The sequence below is a fragment of the Acinetobacter sp. BSP-28 genome, assembly GCF_044130285.1.
GTDB lineage: Bacteria > Pseudomonadota > Gammaproteobacteria > Pseudomonadales > Moraxellaceae > Acinetobacter.
Genome location: NZ_JBIQOB010000008.1, coordinates 1 through 18,528, shown reverse-complemented (window position 1 = coordinate 18,528; position 18,528 = coordinate 1). Strand labels below are relative to the sequence as shown.

The following is an 18,528-nucleotide window of genomic DNA, read 5'->3' as shown; positions in this document are numbered from 1 at the left end:
GATGGAAATTCAAGAGGGTTTGGGATTTAAAGAATTAATTGTTGATACAGTAGAAGAGTTTATTGAATTAATTCGACCTGATAAAAAGAATGTTAAAGAATATTTGGGAAGTGTAAATGATCAATATATTTATAGAGGACAAGCAGATTCAAGTTGGGAGTTGACTCCAAGTTTATATCGAAATATATCAAGAGAGGAAATCTTCTCAGATACATATGATGGTATCTGTTTTATGCATTGGGTTCACTTGAAAAATTTTGTGCGTGGATGTGATCTAAATTCATCAATTGTACCTTTTGATTCATTCGAATTTCGTTCTGAATGGTTAGAAGATTTTGATGATAGGGTTGTTAGAGATAGTACTAAATGGCCTGATACTAAATTATATGAATTAATTGCTTATGCACAGCATTATGGTGTGCATACAGAGTTTTTAGATTGGACTAAAAATTCTTTAATTGCCTGCTATTTTGCGGCATCTCAAGTTGTAAAAATGAGGAAGTTAGATGGGCTCATGTCGATATGGATTTTTGATACGGAGAAGAAGAACTTACTAAATGAATATAATGAAAAAGTATTTGAAATCATTGAAGTGCCGAAAAGTATAAATCAGAATATTTCTTCCCAACAAGGTTGCTTTACTTTAGTCCGTCAAAAAATTATGAGAGGGGCTAGATTAACTTTTGATGAGAATTTAAGTAAATATGAACAAATTCAAAACTTAAATGAATTGGCAGCAGAGAAAAAGGTTAACTTACTGATTAAAGTTTCAGTCCCATGTAAATGGGCTATTGATATCTTAAAATATTGCGATGCCTATACTGTTAATGCGGCTACTGTTTTTAGAGGAATTAGTGGAGGGGCAATGTATGTACAGGAAGGTTTAGAAATTATGGAATATAAAAAGTTAGTAGGTGCTGAGCAGGTAAATTAATGTCAAATTTATATATGGTTATGCTCGGTGGTCGTCATGCACGTGCCAATACAGAAGTCCATGATGTGGTTTTAGCCGTCGGTGAAACTTTGCAAGAAGTCTATCCACAACTGAAAAATGCATGGTTCGGCGAACAAAAAGGGCTGCATATCGATGCCTGGGCACAGATCAACGGTGTGGAATTCGAAAGTAAAAAATATCAAATCCAATTTAATGATGCAGCTCCGAATTCATCTTCAGAACATCTGTTTTTAATTAATCTGGGTGGCTATGATGCCCAGGAGTTTGGAGAACTGCATCGTTATGTTTTGGTCGTGGCACAAAATGCCATGCTGGCAAAAAAACAGGGTAAGGCTTATTTTGCACAGCATTGGCAAAAGCAACATACCGACCGGGTATTAGATGTGGATGACTGCATTGCGATTGATCATATCCATGGGCGTTATGTACAGCTGGTCGAAGGCGAGTTTTCTGTAAACCACTGGGAAAATACCTATTTAATCTTAGATGAGAGTTAATTTATATCTATTTGATTAATAGATTATATTTATTAAATATTATACTAAGGTAAAGATTATATATTTTTGTATTTTTTCGATGAAATATGCTTTTTGCACTTTCAAGTTCCGCTTATATAGGCATAATAACGTTAAGGATTTGTTATCTCTTGGCTAGATGGAATTTGATAAATGGATTTGATTCAATCAAATGGACAACCGAATTATGGACGTTTTGCAGCTCTCCCAAAAACCATCGATTTAAGTAAATACCAGTATAAAACTCCCTATGGTGATGTCTTAACTGGCTGGCGCAAGCGATTAAAATATAAGAAGTTTAAATTTTGCTGTATCCAGCATGGACACTATACCATTGGTCTGGCCATTGCCGATATTGCATGGGCCGGGCACGGCTTTTTCTATATTTATAACCATCAAAACCATGAGGTTTTAGAGTGGAATGCCATTAACCTGTTATCACGTAATACAGTCGTAGATGAACAGCCACTTTATAATCAGAGTTTTTTTTCTAAGTCACCTTTTCAGATTGATATCCAGCATGCCAATGGCGTGCGTTATATCCATGTCACCAAATATGGCGAAATTAGGCTGAGTGCGCGAATTTTCTGTGCAGGTACAGACCCGCTCAGTATGTGTAGCCCGACGGGGATTAATGGCTGGACCTATACCCAAAAACTGACGACTTTGGCGTGTGAAGGTTTTTTTATCAATAAACAGGGTGAAACCATCCAGTTTAATGAAAGAACTTTTGCATCACTGGATGATACCTGTGGTTTTCTGCGTCCGGAAACGGCATGGTTCTGGTTATCTTGTAATTTTTGGGATGCACAAAACAATCGGATCGGTTTGAATCTGGCTTCAGGGGTCAATGAAAGTTTTGGCAACGAAAACTGCTTATGGGTGAATGGCGTGTTGTATCCGGTAAGTGATGTTTTATTCCAGCATCAGGATGAGGGACACTGGAAGATCCGCTCACTGGATGAAAAGTTAAATCTGGATGTAAAAACGGGCTGGCGACGCTATGAAAATCTGAATTTAAGACTGGTCGGCAGTCAGTTCAGTCAATGGCAAGCCAAAATTAGCGGGATCATTCAGCAGGATGATCAGGAAATTGTCTTGATCAATGAATATGGCTTGCTCGAACAGCATTATGCCAAGTGGTAACACACTGACTAAAAAACCAAGTCGAGATTAATCTGGACTTGGTCAGTTTGAACTCAATCAATAACGGTCTAATCTTTGGCTGCCTGCCAAAATGCCTCTCCAGCCTGGATCGGATCGCCAGTTTGTTCCAGGGTTTTGACCCAGACATCATATTGGGCAATCACTGGATGCTGGCTGGGATGAAAATCCTTTTTAAACCAGTCACGATATTGTTTGCTCATTTTGGTGAGCGTACCCTTTCTACCAAAGAACCACGGTAATCCGCGAATATTCATTTGCAGACGTTGCAATGGCGTAAAACCATCATGCCTTAACATGATATTGGCGCGGTAAATGGTAAAGCCAAACATTAATGCGGTGGTCCAGGCCAGAACAAATTTACGGGTACTTTCAGGCACATTGCCGACCTGTTTCATAACATCAAATGCCACATCCCGGTGTTCCATTTCTTCAATCGCATGCCAGGCAAACAATGCCCGTACATAGGGATGGGCATCACGTAAGGTTTCTTTTTTACTGTAAAAGGTTTCTGCCATTAAGGCTGTCAAGTGTTCATCGGCGGCGGTCATGGCAATATTATATTGTGGAGAACGTTTTTCCAGTTCGAATTTAAAAATTTTATTTAAACGCTGAATAAACTGATCGACCGGCATGCCTTGTTCTTTCATGACCTGATTCATTTTGTCATGCGCGATGCCGTGCTGTGCTTCCTGACGAATAAAGTCCGCTACACGCTGTTTTAAATCCGGGTCGCTAATCTGGTCGCGAAACAGACGTACTGACTGAATAAAATAACGTTCACCATCCGGGAAAGTGAGGCTGAGTGCATCAAACATCCGGGTCATAAACGGGTCGCCGCCGAACCAGAAGCGTGGCACTTCATTCAGCTTGAAATCCAGATTGCTGCGGACCACAGGTTCGACTTGATGATAGGCAATGGCATTCATATTGTTTTATTCAAATAGCCTTGGATAATTGCAGTATGTCGGGATTTTTATCTTTTGTTTTGACAGTAATTGCCAATTTTTATACATTTTACGCCAAAGTGAAAATATAGCATGTCAAAATATAAGTGAGTCGCCATGCAAGAATTACAAATACCGAATGGTTATTTTCAGCTTTGGAATATGTATCTCTTAGAACAGGGACTCGATTTTCACACGCTAGAATTTTTAACCCCTTATTGGGATGATCTGGAGCATATACTGCAATTGCCCATAGATACCCAGTCACCATTTTCTTTTTTTCACATTATCCTGCAACTCACACGTGAGCAGCTGGATTGCCCGCAGTTGATCACTGAAATGGCCAAGCGAATTCGTCCTGAACATTTTGGCGTACTTGGTTATATGGCCACTCGAAGTAATAGTGTGGCTGAAGCATTGCAGTATGTGATGCGTTTCAGCCGTCTGGTGATTGATGGTGCTGATGCAATCCCGATGCAGATGCATCAGCAGGGCAATGAAATCTGGCTGACCTGGCCATTCTTAGATGAAAAATATGCACTGTTGAATGAAATGACCATGGCTGCCATGGTGCATTTGGCCAAGCAAATCTTTCCGGATCAACCGAAATTTCTAAATATCCAGATGGCCCATCGACCACAAATGGCCCAGTATCATTACCAAAAATTTTATGGCTGTGAGGTGTTGTTTGATCAACCACGTTACGCCTATGTCATGAGTGTGGATAGCTTAACCTTGAAGTCGGTGCTGGCTGATCCGTCACTGATGCAGCTATTGCTCAAGCAGGCGGAGGAGGCTATTGCACTCAAGCCGCGTTATGAGGGTGTATTACCGCAAATCCATGCCACCGTAGCGGAATACTTAAGACTGCACGCCGTAGCTCCAAAAATTGATCAGATTGCAGATGAATTGCATGTTTCTACACGTACGTTACAACGACAATTGCAACAGTTTGAAAGCTCATTTAAAGCTGTGCTGGAATCGGAGCGGATGAAACGCTGTGAACAGTTGTTGCAGCAAAATAGCAGCCTGACTGAAATTGCCATGTGCTTGGGCTATTCAGATCAGTCGGCTTTGGCGCGTGCTTATAAAGCTTATAGCGGTCAAACTTTATTACAGCGAAAACAACAACTGAAAGCACAATCCGAACTATAAAAATGTCCCATTCAGGTCGTTTTTTTAATCAATTGCAATACGGGGGCATACACTTCAGCTGAGGATTCGGGAATCCTATAACGTAAAAAAACAAAAGCCTGGGTAGTGCAGTGCAGGTTTTTGCTATTGCATCAAACTTTAAATTTAAAAGACAACATATTTATTTTTATCAATTTTTTATCAATAAGAATAAGTTTATCTTCATCAGGGATATTTTTTTACATAGCAAAATTAGGCATCTTTGATCATTGAGAAAAAATCGTAAATATCAGTAAATGGTGTTCTCGGATTGTTCTGAAAAAATGAGATGCTGAGTCGAAAGTAGCGCAAAATGCTCAGGCTCTATTCAATGAGTAAAAAATAGCGTTACAATGCGTTGTCTTGTATTTCTACAAAGCCAACTCCTCAGTTTTTTAATAATTCAAGGAAAGTACAACCCTATGTCACGTTTAGCCACTCGTTTTGGACAGCTTAAATCTCAACAGCGTAAAGCGCTCGTTTCGTATGTAATGGCTGGTGACCCTCATCCACAAGTAACCGTTCCATTGTTACATCAAATGGTTGAGGCTGGGGTAGATGTAATTGAACTTGGTCTACCATTTTCAGACCCTATGGCAGATGGTCCCGTGATTGCCCTTGCAGCAGAACGCGCATTAGCAGGTGGAACCAATACGCTGGATGCTTTGAACATGGTGAAAGAGTTCCGCCAAAAAGATACAGAAACACCGGTGGTTTTGATGGGTTATTTAAACCCTGTAGAAGTAATCGGTTATGAAAAGTTTGTATCGTATGCCAATGAATGCGGTGTTGATGGTGTTCTTCTGGTTGATTTACCACCTGAAGAAGCCAAAGATTTAGATGATGTGTTGAAGAAATTCGACATGGATCAAATTTTCTTGCTTGCACCAACCTCTACCGATGAACGTATTCAGCATGTGGCGAATCAGGCCAGTGGCTTTATCTACTATGTATCCTTGAAAGGGGTTACAGGTGCTGCAACTTTAGATGTTGCTGAAGCGGCAGCCCGTATCCAGAAAATTAAAACTGTGACTGACGTTCCTGTGGGTGTCGGTTTTGGGATTAGCGATGCTGCCTCGGCAAAATCCATGGGTGTAGCGGCTGATGCTGTGATTGTTGGTAGTGCATTTGTAAAACAGTTTGCGAACTTAGCGCCAGAACAAGCCGTTGTCGAAACGGTCAATAAAGTCAAGGAGCTTCGAGCTGCGCTCGATGAGTTAGTATGAATCAAGAAGTGAAACCAGGCAAAATTCTTAGCCCAGCGCAGCCGTGGACGGAACGTCATGTTCCGGGTATTCACACGCCCGATGAGCAAACTGCACTCAAGGCAACCTTTACTGAACCAACAATTGAGTGCCCTGAATGTCATGCACTGGTTACACGTACAGCGATGACATTTAACGCCTATGTTTGTCCACAATGTGATGAACATTTGCGTATGAAAGCGCGAGACCGTCTGAACTGGTTCTTTGACCAGGTTCAAAACGAATTGGGTCAGGAATTTACGGCGAAAGATCCACTACATTTTGTTGATAGCAAAGCCTATCCGGACCGTATGTCTGAAGCGCAAAAGAAAACCGGTGAAACTGAAGCATTGGTCGTGATGCAGGGTTTATTAAAAGATATTCCTTTAATCGCATGTGCTTTTGAATTCGATTTTATGGGCGGTTCAATGGGCACTGTAGTGGGTGACCGTTTTGTGCAAGCAGCTGAACGTGCCATTAAAGAGAAACAGCCTCTTATCTGTTTCGCGGCCTCAGGTGGTGCGCGTATGCAGGAAGGCATGTTGTCATTAATGCAAATGGCGCGTACTTCAGCAGCCATTCAAAAAATGAAAGACGCTGGTCTGCCATATTTAGTCGTATTGACTCATCCGGTGTATGGTGGAGTAACAGCATCATTGGCAATGTTAGGTGATGTACATATTGCTGAGCCTAAAGCCATGATTGGTTTTGCCGGTAAACGTGTAATTGAGCAAACAGTACGTGAAAAACTGGAAGAACCATTCCAGCGCGCAGAATATTTGCTTGATCATGGTGTAGTCGATCAAATTGTTCATCGTCACGCATTACGTGATACTGTATATCGTATTGTAGCGAAACTGATGAATTTGTCTTGAACACAGCACCACTTGCAACAGACTCTTTAAATACATGGCTCGATTATTGGGGCCATGTTCACGTTACGGGTATTGATTTAGGTCTGGAACGGGTTATTCCTGTGGCTGAAAAGCTGGGGGTAACACGTCCGCAGGCCAAAGTGCTGACGGTAGCGGGAACCAACGGTAAAGGTTCAACCACCACTACTTTGGCTGCCATTTTAAATGCGCAAGGCTATCAAGTAGGATTGTATCAATCACCGCATATTTACCGTTTCAATGAACGGGTGAAACTGGCCGGGATTGAAGTGGATGATCAAAGCCTGGTGGATGCCTTTGTGCAAGTGGATCAGGCACGTCGTGACTGTGATTTAACCCTGTCTTTCTTTGAAGCCACCACACTGGCGGCTTTTGTCATTTTTAAAGCCAAGCAATGCGATGTCTGGGTGCTTGAAGTCGGACTGGGTGGTCGTCTGGATGTGGTCAATGTAATTGAGCCAGATGTCGCCGTGATCACCAATATCGGTTTAGATCACACCGACTGGCTGGGCGATAGCATTGAAAAAATTGCCTTTGAGAAAGCCGGTATTATTCGTCCGAATATTCCCGTGATTTTTGGCGGTTTACAAGCGCTTCCTCAAGCCATTCAAAACAAAGCCGATGAATGCAAAGCGACATTATATGCGGCAGGGCGTGATTATTTCTATCAATATACGGATGATGGTCAAGCCTGGATATTTGCCTCATCAGGCAGCACTTTAAAACTTCCCCTCGGTGCTTTGGCACTGGAAAATATTTCTACAGCCGTTGCCGCGATTTTAGTCAGTGGTTTAGAAGTGACTCAGGATGCCATTGCTCAAGGTATTCAAAATGCAAAATTACCAGGTCGCTTTGAAATACGTCATATTCAAGATAAAACTGTTATTTTTGATGCCGGGCACAATCCTCATGGCGTTGAATTTTTGTTAAATCAGTTGCGAAAATTTTTAGAATACAATAAACAATACACAGAAGTGATCAGTGTTTTTTCCATGTTGGCGGATAAAGATATTAAATCGGTCGTAAATTTATTGAAAGATACTGTTTTAACATGGAAAATTGCACCATTAACCGTTCCGAGAGCAGCCGCAATAGCGCAGCTTGATGAAGCGTTACAGGGTGAAACAGTACAGCACTTCAACAGTGTTCAATTGGCTTTTAAATCAGCGCTAAATGAAACAAAAAATAATCAGTTGATCTTGGTATGTGGTTCATTTCATACCTTAGAAGCGGTATGGGAGTATTTGGAAGAATGTCAATGAATAGCAAACAACGCTGGATGGGAGGCGTTGTTTTATTAGGTGGTGGTGTTTTATTGGCAGCATTGCTTCTAAAAGGTAAAGAAGAAATATATCAGAACGAACTAAGAACCCCGGATTTAGCCGCTCAAGTTGAGCAAAAAAAGTCGGTGGCAGATGGGGGAATGGTTCAGTTGCAGCCTTTAACGGTTGATGTGGAAACAGAAAAACGTTTACTTGAAGAACAACGCCGGGCACGTGAAAAAGCGGTTGCAGAACAAGAAGCACGCGCAGCCGAATTTTTAGCGATGCAGCAACAGGCTGAGGCAGATGCGGCACGTAAAGCAGCTGAAGAGTATGCTGCTTTAAATGCGCTTCGTAGTGGGGCACAGCAGAGTTCGGATAATATTCCGCCTGAACTGGTGGAGGATGAAAAAGTCAAACAAAAGCGTCTGGCTGATGAAAAGCTGCTCGCCGAAAAAAAGTTACAGCAGCAGACAGCTCAACAACAACGAACTGATGCTGATAAAAAAATAGCTGAAGATAAACGTAAAGCCCAAGCTGAAGCTGAAAAGCAGTTAGCCGCAAAGCAAGCAGTAGCGAAAAAAGCAGCTGAAGACAAGGCAAAGCATGAAGCTGAATTAAAACGCAAAGCAGCTGAAGCCGAAAAACAGTTGGCTGCTAAAAAGGCGGAGGAAGCCAAGAAAAAAGAACAAGCACAGCGTGAATTAGAAGCGAAGAAAAAAGCTGAAGCCAAGAAAAAAGCAGAAGCTGAAAAAGCGCGTGATTTGTTAGAAAATGGCGATAAACAGTGGATGGTTCAAGTGGCACTGGCGGCCAATGAAGCTAATGCAGATGCCTTGGCTTCCAAGTTGCGAGCCAAAGGTTATAAGGTCACCAAGAGCCCAACATCGAAAGGGGTTCGCATTATGGTTGGGCCATCGAAAGACCGTGATGCCGCTGATGCTGCACGCAAGAAAATTACCAGTGATGCAAGTTTGGGTATGAAGTCGGCATGGGTGATTGACTGGGTTCCGCTCGATAAGCGCTAAACCTGGCTTGAAGCTGAACTAAGGTGGATTCAACAGTTGCTGTTGAATCCATTTTACGTTTTCAGGACTGAATATTTTTTCAATATGAATCCAGACGGGGTGAAAGCCGTAGCCACCATGTTTCATTTCATTGAGTGCATCTTCAATCGGCCAGTTTTCAAAAATAATCCGGTACATGGCAATACTTGCACCGGTACGGTCTGAACCGTGATAACAATGAATCAGTACTTTCTGATTGAGTGCTTTAGCTTGCTGAATCTGCCGCATCACCTGTAATAAATCTTCACGTGACATTGCCCAAGTGTGAATCGGTACATGAACGAGTTTAAAATCTGTGGAGGGCAGGACAGCCAGATCCTTGTTTCTCGATCTTAAATTAATGACCACATCAATATCATGTACCTTTAATTGAGGAATCAGTTCAGCATTGGGTTGTTCACTACGAAACACATGCTCACTAATTTGATAAAAATTATCTTTTTGATTAAGTAATGCTCCCCAGTGTTGAGGACGCTGTTCAGATGAAAGTGTAGGTGAGGTTATACATCCTCCCAAACTTGAGCTACTCAGTAAAATGGCAAGAACTGTTCTTTTCATCATGAGAGATAGCGCGCCAATTCAATCGGATCGTGGGCACAGATAAAGTCGATATTTGGATTTGTTTGTGCGAGCTGCTGAATTTTATGTAAGTTATCTATGCGCATCTGGTTATTTTCAGCAAAGAAGCGTTCCAGTTTATCTAGTGTTCTCAGTCTGTTTTTGGGGTTGAGTTGCAAGTGTGAGTAATAGGCATCTCCACAGAAAAAAAGCCAGCCATCATGCTGTTTAATGGCAATCCCGCAATGACCTTGGCTATGACCTAGAAGGGGAATCATTAAAATTTCATCCTGAAATAAGCGGAAGCCTTGTACTTGATGCAGATTAAACCATGCTTCACCCTGATCTGGTTCTATAAAGTTCCAGTGTCGGTGCTGCTTGAATTGTTGTGTTTTATAACGGGCTTTATTCTTCAGTGAGAAAAAACTTTGTGTGGCATTGTATTCACTGGATAGCACATGAACTGTGGCATGTGGAAAATCGGAAATACCACCGGCATGATCAAAATCAAGATGAGAAACCAGAATATGCCGCACATCTTGAGGACTAAAGCCTAGATTCTGAATCTGGGCAATGGCCGTGAGTTCTAAATTATTTTCAATGCGGCCTAGCCGTGAAACCATATTGCCTAAGCGGGCTTTGGTATGTAGATAGTCCTGTATCCCCAAACCGGTATCTACCAGAACTAAGCCTTGATCGGTTTCAAGCAGTAGGCAATGACAAACCACTTTGGCATGTAAGCCCTTTTGTCCAAACAATGGACCACAAACTGGGCACATGGTGCCACAGTGCAAATGATGAATGTTATAGATCACAATATTTATTCTTAAGATGATTAAGCCTCTTTATAAACTGAGACTCAAAACAACATCAACATGATTTTGTAATTCAATTTTTGAGCAGAATAAAAAAGCCTGTCATCAGACAGGCTTGAACAAGATCAGGATTGGCTCGTCATCGTCATCCTGTATTTGCATTATGGTTGTAATACAGTTTTGCACCTTCTTGCGAGGTATATTCCTCAGGATGGAGTAGTGCTCCCTTCATCCTTTACTACGTACTTCGAAAAATAAAAGCAGTGTTTTTTATATTTTGCGCTCACAGCCCAGCTGTGAGCCTTGCGCAAGGGCAGAGCAGTGCTTTTGATACTATGCGCTTCGCTTGTCTTGCGAAAAACTAAAGCAGCGCTTTAGTTTTTCTCAGGCTGTGGCGTTAAGCGTAAGTATGGTGTTACAGCTTTATAGCCTTTAGGAAAACGTTCTTTAATTTCCGCTTCATCTTTAAGAGAAGGCACAATCACCACGTCATCGCCATGCTGCCAGTTTGCCGGTGTAGCCACTTTGTGATTATCAGTCAGTTGCAGCGAATCAACCACACGTAAAATTTCATGGAAGTTACGGCCTGTCGAAGCGGGATAGGTAATAATTAAACGTACTTTTTTGTTCGGATCAATAATCACCAAAGAACGAACGGTCAGGGTTTCACTGGCATTTGGGTGGATAAAGTCATAAAGGGTGGATACTTTACGGTCTTGATCGGCAATGATCGGGAAATTGACTGAAGTATTTTGAGTTTCATTGATGTCGTTAATCCAGCCCTTGTGTGATTCAACATCATCAACCGACAGCGCAATGGCTTTGACACCACGTTTTTCAAATTCATCTTTCAGTTTTGCGGTATAGCCCAATTCAGTTGTACATACTGGCGTGTAATCGGCAGGATGAGAAAATAAAATCCCCCAGCTGTCACCCAAAAAGTCGTAAAAATTAATGCTGCCTTCGCTTGAGTCTTGCACAAAATTCGGTGCGGTATCGCCTAAACGTAATGTCATTTTTATAGCCTCATATGATTTGTTATGTATGTTGATGCGATCTAATATGGCGTATTTTTTTATGCAATGAAAATAGTGTTTTTGTATTTCTTTATGAGTAAATGGAATATAAAAAACTGGTTTGATATGTAAAAACATTATGAATGGTCATGATTATGACTATATTGGCTGTTTAAAATTTGTTACATTGTTTGGCCTTAGCTGTCACGTGCTAGAACGAGTGAGCAGAATTTTTTTATTGGTTTTGTGCAAAACCCTTGTACTTCAAATTTCTAGCACCATAATAACGACTGAGAAAAAATTTATTCATTCGACAAGCAAGATTTAGAGAGTCTATTCATGTTGGCAAGTCTGATCGGAGGAATCTTCGGTACTAAAAATGAGCGCGAACTCAAACGCATGCGTAAAATCGTAGACAAGATTAATGCGCTCGAGCCGACGATATCTGCACTAAGCGATGCAGACTTATCTGCAAAAACTGAAGAATTCAAACAACGATATAACAAGGGCGAAAGCCTGGATAAATTATTGCCTGAAGCATTTGCTGTTTGTCGTGAAGCGGCTAAACGCATCATGGGGATGCGCCATTATGACGTCCAGTTGATTGGTGGTATTACGCTTCATGAAGGTAAAATTGCAGAAATGCGTACCGGTGAAGGTAAAACCCTGATGGGTACCTTGGCTTGCTATTTGAATGCCATTAGCGGACAGGGTGTGCATGTCATTACCGTGAACGATTATTTGGCACAGCGTGATGCCGAGTTAAACCGTCCCTTATTTGAATTCCTGGGTCTGAGCATTGGCATCATCTATTCCATGCAGGATCCAACGGAAAAAGCTGAAGCTTATCGCGCCGATATTACTTACGGTACCAATAACGAATTCGGTTTCGACTATCTTCGTGACAACATGGTGTTCTCTCTAGCCGAGAAAAAACAGCGCGGTTTAACCTATGCCATTATCGATGAGGTCGATTCGATCCTGATTGATGAAGCACGTACTCCGTTGATTATCTCGGGTCAAAGTGATGACTCATCACAGCTTTATGCTGCAATCAACAGCATCCCACCAAAACTTCATGCGCAAAAAGAAGAAAAAGTGCCGGATGGCGGTCATTTCTGGATTGATGAAAAACAGCGTCAGGTCGAAATGACTGAAGTCGGTTATGAAGCCGTAGAAGACCAATTGATTCAGATGGGCTTGCTTGCTGAAGGTGAAAGCTTGTATTCACCATCTAACCTGAACCTGGTTCATCATGTTGCTGCAGCAATTCGTGCACACTTCCTCTATCAACGCAACGTGCACTACATCATTCATGATGGTGAAGTGATTATTGTTGATGAAAACACTGGTCGTACCATGCCGGGTCGTCGTTGGTCAGAAGGTTTGCATCAAGCGGTTGAAGCGAAAGAAGGTCTGGAAATTCAACCTGAAAACCAGACCTTGGCAACCACGACTTTCCAGAACTATTTCCGTCTTTACAAAAAGCTTTCAGGTATGACCGGTACTGCCGACACTGAAGCTGCGGAAATGAAAGAAATTTATGGTCTGGATGTGGTGCTGATTCCAACCCACCGACCAATGATCCGTAATGACATGAACGATTTAATTTATTTAAATCGTAATGGTAAATACAACGCGATTATTCAAGAAATTCAAAATATTCACGAAGCAGGTGTTGCGCCGATCCTGATTGGTACCGCAACTATCGAAGCTTCGGAAATTCTTTCTGAAAAATTGAAAGAAGCCGGTATTGCCCATGAAGTGCTCAATGCGAAGCAACATGAGCGTGAGGCCGACATTATTGCCCAGGCAGGTTCACCAAATGCAGTGACCATTGCCACCAACATGGCCGGTCGTGGTACCGATATCTTGCTGGGGGGTAACTGGAAAGCCTTGCTGGCCAAAATTGAAAATCCAACGCCTGAAGATGAAGCACGCCTGAAAGCTGAGTGGGAACAAAACCATGAAATGGTGTTGGCTTCTGGCGGTTTGCATATCATTGGTTCCGAACGCCATGAATCGCGCCGTATCGATAACCAGTTGCGTGGTCGTGCCGGTCGTCAGGGTGACCCGGGTGTTTCACGTTTCTACCTGTCGCTTGAAGATGACCTGATGCGTATCTTCGCTGGTGATCGTGTGGTTGCGATGATGCGTGCGATGGGCTTGCAGGAAGATGAAGCCATCGAACATAAGATGGTGTCGCGTTCGATTGAAAATGCACAACGTAAGGTAGAAGCACGTAACTTCGACATTCGTAAGAACCTGTTGAAATACGATGACGTGAATAACGAACAGCGTAAAATCATCTATTCACAACGTGATGAAGTGCTTGCTGAAAGTACGCTACAAGATTACATTGAGGAAATGCATCATGAAGTCGTGAAGGGAGTGATTGCTAACTACATTCCACCTGAATCGATTCATGACCAATGGGATATCGAGGGTCTGGAACGTGCTTTGCGTGAAGATCTAGGTATTGATTTACCCGTCAATCAATGGCTTGAAGAAGATCGTCGTTTAGACGAAGAAGCTTTGGTAGAGCGTATTTCTGATGAAATCGTAGAGCGCTATCGCACTCGTCGTGAACAAATGGGGGATGAATCAGCAGCAATGCTGGAACGTCACTTCATGTTGAGCGCTTTGGACCGTCACTGGAAAGATCATCTGGCAGCGATGGATTACTTGCGTCAGGGGATTCACTTGCGTGGTTATGCGCAAAAGAACCCTGAACAGGAATACAAGAAAGAAGCCTTTAATCTGTTCGTCAATATGCTGGCTGTGATCAAGTCAGATGTGATTACAGATCTTTCACGTGTTCATGTTCCTACAGCTGAAGAGCTGGCTGAAATGGAAGCGCAAAAGCAGGCTCAAGCCGAAGCTATGCAATTGAATATGATGCATGCAGAATTTGATAATTTGTTAGCGGGTGATTTAACCGGTACTGAAACTGTAGAAGTTGAGTCGGGCTTTAGCCCGGCAGAGCAAACATTTGCACCACCTGCAAGCCGTAATGCACCTTGTCCATGTGGTTCGGGTCTAAAATACAAGCAATGTCACGGTAAGATTTAATCTTATCTAAAACATCTAGCCACTTTATATATTTCTTTTCCTCGGGATTTGAATATATAAGGTGGTTTTTTATTGCAACAAAATATAGGGTTTATTTTTGCAAGATGTGAATATGTTTGCAGAGCGCTGAATTAAGTGGTATTTAGTGCATATTGATGAACATTGAGAAGCGGAAAAGACAATGAAAAAAGTATTACAACCATTGATGATTTTAGCTTTAGCTATTCCTGGTTTGGCTTTTGCAAATGAGCCATCGAAAACCAAAGCGGCGAAGGGTGCAGCACCTGCAGCAGTGAATGAAAACATCACGGTCATGAGTCCGCGTACTGGAATCCGCTATACCTTTGCTAATCCGCAGCAACGTCCTGTGGTATTAAAAACTGCAGCGATAACACCGGCAAATGCAGCGAGTGTGAACCGCATTGTGGCTTCAAATCCGGCTTTATCTGCAGCAAGTCAGGAAAAAGCCAAACAGGCTCTATTGTCTGAATCGACTCAGTTGGCATCTAACTAAACGTCCTGTTTTTTAAATTCAAACCAGTCTGCGGACTGGTTTTTTTGTGTTAGAAAATCCGAATCGGATAAAAAATAAATCAAACTTGGTGTTCTGCTCGATTTTTTAGTCAATTTCTACTAAGCTGTCTTTTTATCACGAACTTATTTGGAAGTTTAAAAATGGCGGTGGGCGACGTAACAATGCCACAGATGCATGTGGTTAAAGGTGTAAAAATTGGTTCAGCTGAAGCATATGTGCGCTATCAGAACCGACGTGACCTCGTTATTTTTGAATTTGCTGAAGGTTCCAATGTAGCTGGTGTATTTACCCAAAATGCATTTTGTGCTGCACCTGTGCATGTCTGCAAGGCACATCTTCAAGTTGGCAATCCACGTTATTTAGTGATTAACACCGGCAATGCCAATGCGGGTACTGGTAAAATCGGTATGGTCAATGCAGAAGCAACCTGTGCGAAATTGGCTGAACTGGCGGGTGTATCAACCAGCGAAATTTTGCCTTTTTCTACCGGTGTAATCGGCGAGCAATTACCTATTGATCGTTTGATGAATGGTTTGCAACCCGCCCTCAATTCTTTACGTGAAGATGCCTGGTTAGATGCTGCAACGGGTATTATGACCACGGATACCTTGCCTAAAGGGGCGTCAGAGCAATTTGAGCTGGATGGGGTGACGTATACCATGACCGGTATCTCCAAAGGTGCAGGCATGATTCGTCCAAACATGGCAACCATGCTCAGCTATGTGGCGACCGATGCTCCAATCAGCCGTGAACTGGTACAACAGCTATTAAAAACTACTGTAAATGTGTCGTTTAACCGTATTACTGTAGATGGTGACACCTCAACCAATGACTCCTGTATTTTTGTTGCGACAGGTCAAGCTGGTGGTACAGAAATCACCTCGACTGATGATGCACGTTATGCTGCAGTTTTAGAGGTTTTAACCCGCGTGATGAAGCGTTTGGCGCAACTGATTGTTCGTGATGGTGAGGGTGCGACCAAATTTATTACCGTTGCGGTCGAAGGCGGTGCGGATACTCAGGAATGCTGTGATATTGCTTATAGTATTGCCCATTCACCTTTGGTCAAAACTGCAATTTTTGCTTCAGATCCAAACTGGGGACGTATCCTGGCAGCGATTGGTTATGCCGGGGTGAAAAATTTAGATGTTGAAAAAATCCAGGTTTGGTTAGATGATGTACAGATCTGCAAAGATGGTGGTGCGGCAGCTGACTATACGGAGGAAGCTGGTGCACGGGTGATGTCGCAGGCTGAAATGACCATTCGGGTTGATTTAGGCCGAGGGCAGGCCAAAGATACGGTCTATACCTGTGATTTGTCCTATGATTATGTCAAGATCAATGCAGATTACCGTTCTTAAGTTAAGTTGAATAAAAAAAGCCTCCGTTGGAGGCTTTTTATCATGCAGGGTTTTTAATGACCGGTCAAAAAAGCATGATGCCATTCTGACCGGTGAGTTGAGTGTATGGCTTGTTGAATAACAAGTTTTAAGGATAGAGAAGACGTTTATGAATGATGCGACCAATTTAATAGCCAATGACGCTAAATCGATTGTGCAGGCGCATTTAGATCGTTTAGGTGAGCCTAAAGATATTCATTTGAGTGATGAGGTCAAGCAGGAAAAATTTGCACAAATTCTAGCAGAACTCAAAAAACGCGATGCTGTCCTTGTCGCTCACTACTATTGTGATCCTGAAGTGCAAGAGATTGCTGAACTGTCTGGCGGCTGTGTCTCTGATTCCTTGGAAATGGCGCGTTTTGGCCGTGACCATCCTGCATCAACCTTAGTGGTTGCCGGGGTGAAATTCATGGGGGAAACAGCAAAAATCCTGTCTCCTGAAAAAACCGTACTTATGCCAACACTGGAAGCGACCTGTTCGCTGGATTTAGGTTGTCCGGTGGATGAGTTTACTGCATTTTGTGATGCGCATCCTGATCATACCGTGGTGGTTTATGCTAATACCTCAGCTGCTGTTAAAGCCCGTGCAGACTGGGTGGTAACATCAAGTTGTGCGGTGGAAATTATTGAACATCTAGATAGCTTGGGTGAAAAGATTATTTGGGCACCCGATCAGCATCTTGGACGTTATATCCAAAAGAAAACCGGTGCAGATATGTTGCTGTGGGATGGGGCATGTATTGTGCATGAAGAATTCCGTGCACGCGGTATTGCCAATATGAAAGCACTTTATCCAGATGCAGCCGTTTTGGTACATCCTGAATCACCCGAATCGGTGGTAGACATTGCCGATGCAGTAGGAAGTACCTCGCAACTGATTAAAGCAGCACAAACCCTTCCGAATGAGCGTTTGATTGTGGCAACTGACCGTGGCATTTTCTACAAGATGCAACAAGCCGTTCCAAACAAGATCCTGATTGAGGCTCCGACAGCAGGTGAGGGGGCAACTTGTCGCTCATGTGCACATTGTCCATGGATGGCAATGAATGAATTAGATGGAATTTTAGAAGTTTTACAAAAGGGTGATCAAGAAATACACGTTGATCCTGCTCTTGCAGAACGTGCTAAATTGCCACTTGATCGTATGTTAAGCTTTAGTGCGAGTCTAAAACGCTAATTTTGATCAAAAAATACCTAAAATGCTTGATAAATAAGCGGTTGAAGCGATTTTTTGAGTTTTTTTGAATATAGGTGTTGACGTCTCTGGGCGTCACGCCTAAAATGCACCCCGTACCGCACGATGTGCGATACACTAAAAGCTGAGATGAATCGGAGTATGGCGCAGCTTGGTAGCGCATCTGGTTTGGGACCAGAGGGTCGTAGGTTCGAATCCTACTGCTCCGACCAATTCTTCAAGGCGAGTATCGCATGATAGTAATATCATCGATCATGCGCCTGTAGCTCAGTTGGATAGAGCATCCGCCTTCTAAGCGGATGGTCACAGGTTCGAATCCTGTCAGGCGCGCCATTTGGTAGTCTGGTATTATAGAGCCAAAATGTTGTAACGGTGGATGTAGCTCAGTTGGTAGAGCCCCGGATTGTGATTCCGGTTGTCGTGGGTTCGAATCCCATCATTCACCCCAATTTCGGAGTATGGCGCAGCTTGGTAGCGCATCTGGTTTGGGACCAGAGGGTCGTAGGTTCGAATCCTACTGCTCCGACCATTTTAAGTTTAAACTTAAAAATAAATGATCCGCTTAAATGCGGTTTTTTTATGCCTGAAATTTGATAATAACATTCAACATTCAACATTCAACATTCAACATTCAACATTCAACATTCAACATTCAACATTCAACATTCAACATTCAACATTCAACATTCAACATTCAACATTCAACATTCAACATTC

At 42.5% G+C, this 18,528-nt stretch carries 16 protein-coding genes and 4 tRNA genes; 16 read left to right on the top strand and 4 right to left on the bottom strand.

All coding sequences use genetic code 11. The features are described 5' to 3' along the window. Position 1: 1 nt before the first annotated feature. The 3 genes from ACE01R_RS07425 to ACE01R_RS07415 all read left to right on the top strand — a co-directional run bounded on the left by ACE01R_RS07425 (position 2) and on the right by ACE01R_RS07415 (position 2,616). Entirely contained in the window at positions 2-934 is a 933-nt protein-coding gene (locus ACE01R_RS07425) for an FRG domain-containing protein (protein ID WP_395550050.1), read from the top strand. Beyond that, on the top strand, positions 934-1,452 hold the full coding sequence (locus ACE01R_RS07420; protein ID WP_395550049.1) for a DUF1543 domain-containing protein: 519 nt from the start codon (positions 934-936) through the stop codon (positions 1,450-1,452). The genes ACE01R_RS07425 and ACE01R_RS07420 overlap by 1 nt, the downstream gene beginning before the upstream one ends. Positions 1,453-1,623: 171 nt before the next feature. Then, positions 1,624-2,616: a DUF2804 domain-containing protein gene (locus tag ACE01R_RS07415; RefSeq protein WP_395550048.1), complete on the top strand. Its 993-nt coding sequence runs from the start codon at positions 1,624-1,626 to the stop codon at positions 2,614-2,616. A 68-nt stretch (positions 2,617-2,684) separates the two neighbouring features. Here ACE01R_RS07415 and ACE01R_RS07410 read toward each other — a convergent pair whose 3' ends face one another. Beyond that, positions 2,685-3,563 carry a metal-dependent hydrolase gene (locus ACE01R_RS07410; RefSeq protein ID WP_395550047.1) on the bottom strand — a complete coding sequence of 293 codons (879 nt, stop codon included), beginning with the start codon at positions 3,561-3,563 and terminating at the stop codon, positions 2,685-2,687. Positions 3,564-3,698: 135 nt separating this feature from the next. Between ACE01R_RS07410 and ACE01R_RS07405 the strand changes: the two genes are divergently transcribed. The 5 genes from ACE01R_RS07405 to ACE01R_RS07385 all read left to right on the top strand — a co-directional run bounded on the left by ACE01R_RS07405 (position 3,699) and on the right by ACE01R_RS07385 (position 9,181). Then, the gene (locus ACE01R_RS07405; RefSeq protein ID WP_395550046.1) at positions 3,699-4,736 is read left to right on the top strand and encodes an AraC family transcriptional regulator ligand-binding domain-containing protein; all 1,038 of its coding nucleotides are present in this window, start codon (positions 3,699-3,701) and stop codon (positions 4,734-4,736) included. Between the two features lie 440 nt (positions 4,737-5,176). After that, positions 5,177-5,980 (top strand): tryptophan synthase subunit alpha, encoded by an 804-nt coding sequence (gene trpA, locus ACE01R_RS07400; protein ID WP_395550045.1) that lies wholly within the window; start codon positions 5,177-5,179, stop codon positions 5,978-5,980. Beyond that, positions 5,977-6,873, top strand: a complete 897-nt coding sequence (gene accD / locus ACE01R_RS07395) for an acetyl-CoA carboxylase, carboxyltransferase subunit beta (RefSeq protein ID WP_395550044.1) — start codon at positions 5,977-5,979, stop codon at positions 6,871-6,873. Before trpA ends, accD begins: the two co-directional genes overlap by 4 nt. Further along, on the top strand, positions 6,870-8,153 hold the full coding sequence (gene folC, locus ACE01R_RS07390) for a bifunctional tetrahydrofolate synthase/dihydrofolate synthase (RefSeq protein ID WP_395550043.1): 1,284 nt from the start codon (positions 6,870-6,872) through the stop codon (positions 8,151-8,153). Before accD ends, folC begins: the two co-directional genes overlap by 4 nt. After that, positions 8,150-9,181, top strand: a complete 1,032-nt coding sequence (locus ACE01R_RS07385) for an SPOR domain-containing protein (protein ID WP_395550042.1) — start codon at positions 8,150-8,152, stop codon at positions 9,179-9,181. The genes folC and ACE01R_RS07385 overlap by 4 nt, the downstream gene beginning before the upstream one ends. 18 nt (positions 9,182-9,199) lie before the next feature. On the opposite strand, the gene ACE01R_RS07380 is transcribed toward ACE01R_RS07385, so the two are convergent. The 3 genes from ACE01R_RS07380 to ACE01R_RS07370 form a co-directional block, all read right to left on the bottom strand. Continuing rightward, positions 9,200-9,778 (bottom strand): dual specificity protein phosphatase family protein, encoded by a 579-nt coding sequence (locus ACE01R_RS07380; protein WP_395550299.1) that lies wholly within the window; start codon positions 9,776-9,778, stop codon positions 9,200-9,202. Beyond that, positions 9,778-10,593, bottom strand: a complete 816-nt coding sequence (locus ACE01R_RS07375) for an MBL fold metallo-hydrolase (protein ID WP_395550041.1) — start codon at positions 10,591-10,593, stop codon at positions 9,778-9,780. Before ACE01R_RS07375 ends, ACE01R_RS07380 begins: the two co-directional genes overlap by 1 nt. A gap of 374 nt (positions 10,594-10,967) precedes the next feature. Beyond that, entirely contained in the window at positions 10,968-11,609 is a 642-nt protein-coding gene (locus tag ACE01R_RS07370) for a peroxiredoxin (RefSeq protein ID WP_395550040.1), read from the bottom strand. Positions 11,610-11,948: 339 nt separating this feature from the next. On the opposite strand from ACE01R_RS07370, the gene secA reads away from it, so the two are divergent. From secA to ACE01R_RS07330, 8 genes are all read left to right on the top strand, one after another. Beyond that, positions 11,949-14,681 (top strand): preprotein translocase subunit SecA, encoded by a 2,733-nt coding sequence (gene secA, locus ACE01R_RS07365; protein WP_395550039.1) that lies wholly within the window; start codon positions 11,949-11,951, stop codon positions 14,679-14,681. Positions 14,682-14,862: 181 nt separating this feature from the next. Then, entirely contained in the window at positions 14,863-15,195 is a 333-nt protein-coding gene (locus ACE01R_RS07360) for a hypothetical protein (RefSeq protein WP_395550038.1), read from the top strand. A 161-nt stretch (positions 15,196-15,356) separates the two neighbouring features. Continuing rightward, a complete protein-coding gene (argJ, locus tag ACE01R_RS07355) occupies positions 15,357-16,577 on the top strand; it encodes a bifunctional glutamate N-acetyltransferase/amino-acid acetyltransferase ArgJ (protein WP_395550037.1) in 1,221 nt (406 codons plus the stop codon). A 148-nt stretch (positions 16,578-16,725) separates the two neighbouring features. After that, positions 16,726-17,793: a quinolinate synthase NadA gene (nadA, locus tag ACE01R_RS07350; RefSeq protein ID WP_395550036.1), complete on the top strand. Its 1,068-nt coding sequence runs from the start codon at positions 16,726-16,728 to the stop codon at positions 17,791-17,793. A gap of 153 nt (positions 17,794-17,946) precedes the next feature. Then, a tRNA-Pro gene (locus ACE01R_RS07345) sits at positions 17,947-18,023 on the top strand. A 44-nt stretch (positions 18,024-18,067) separates the two neighbouring features. Continuing rightward, positions 18,068-18,144, top strand: a tRNA-Arg gene (locus ACE01R_RS07340). 39 nt (positions 18,145-18,183) lie between these two features. Then, positions 18,184-18,259, top strand: a tRNA-His gene (locus ACE01R_RS07335). A gap of 4 nt (positions 18,260-18,263) precedes the next feature. After that, positions 18,264-18,340: transfer RNA gene (locus ACE01R_RS07330), tRNA-Pro, on the top strand. Positions 18,341-18,528 lie beyond the last annotated feature (188 nt).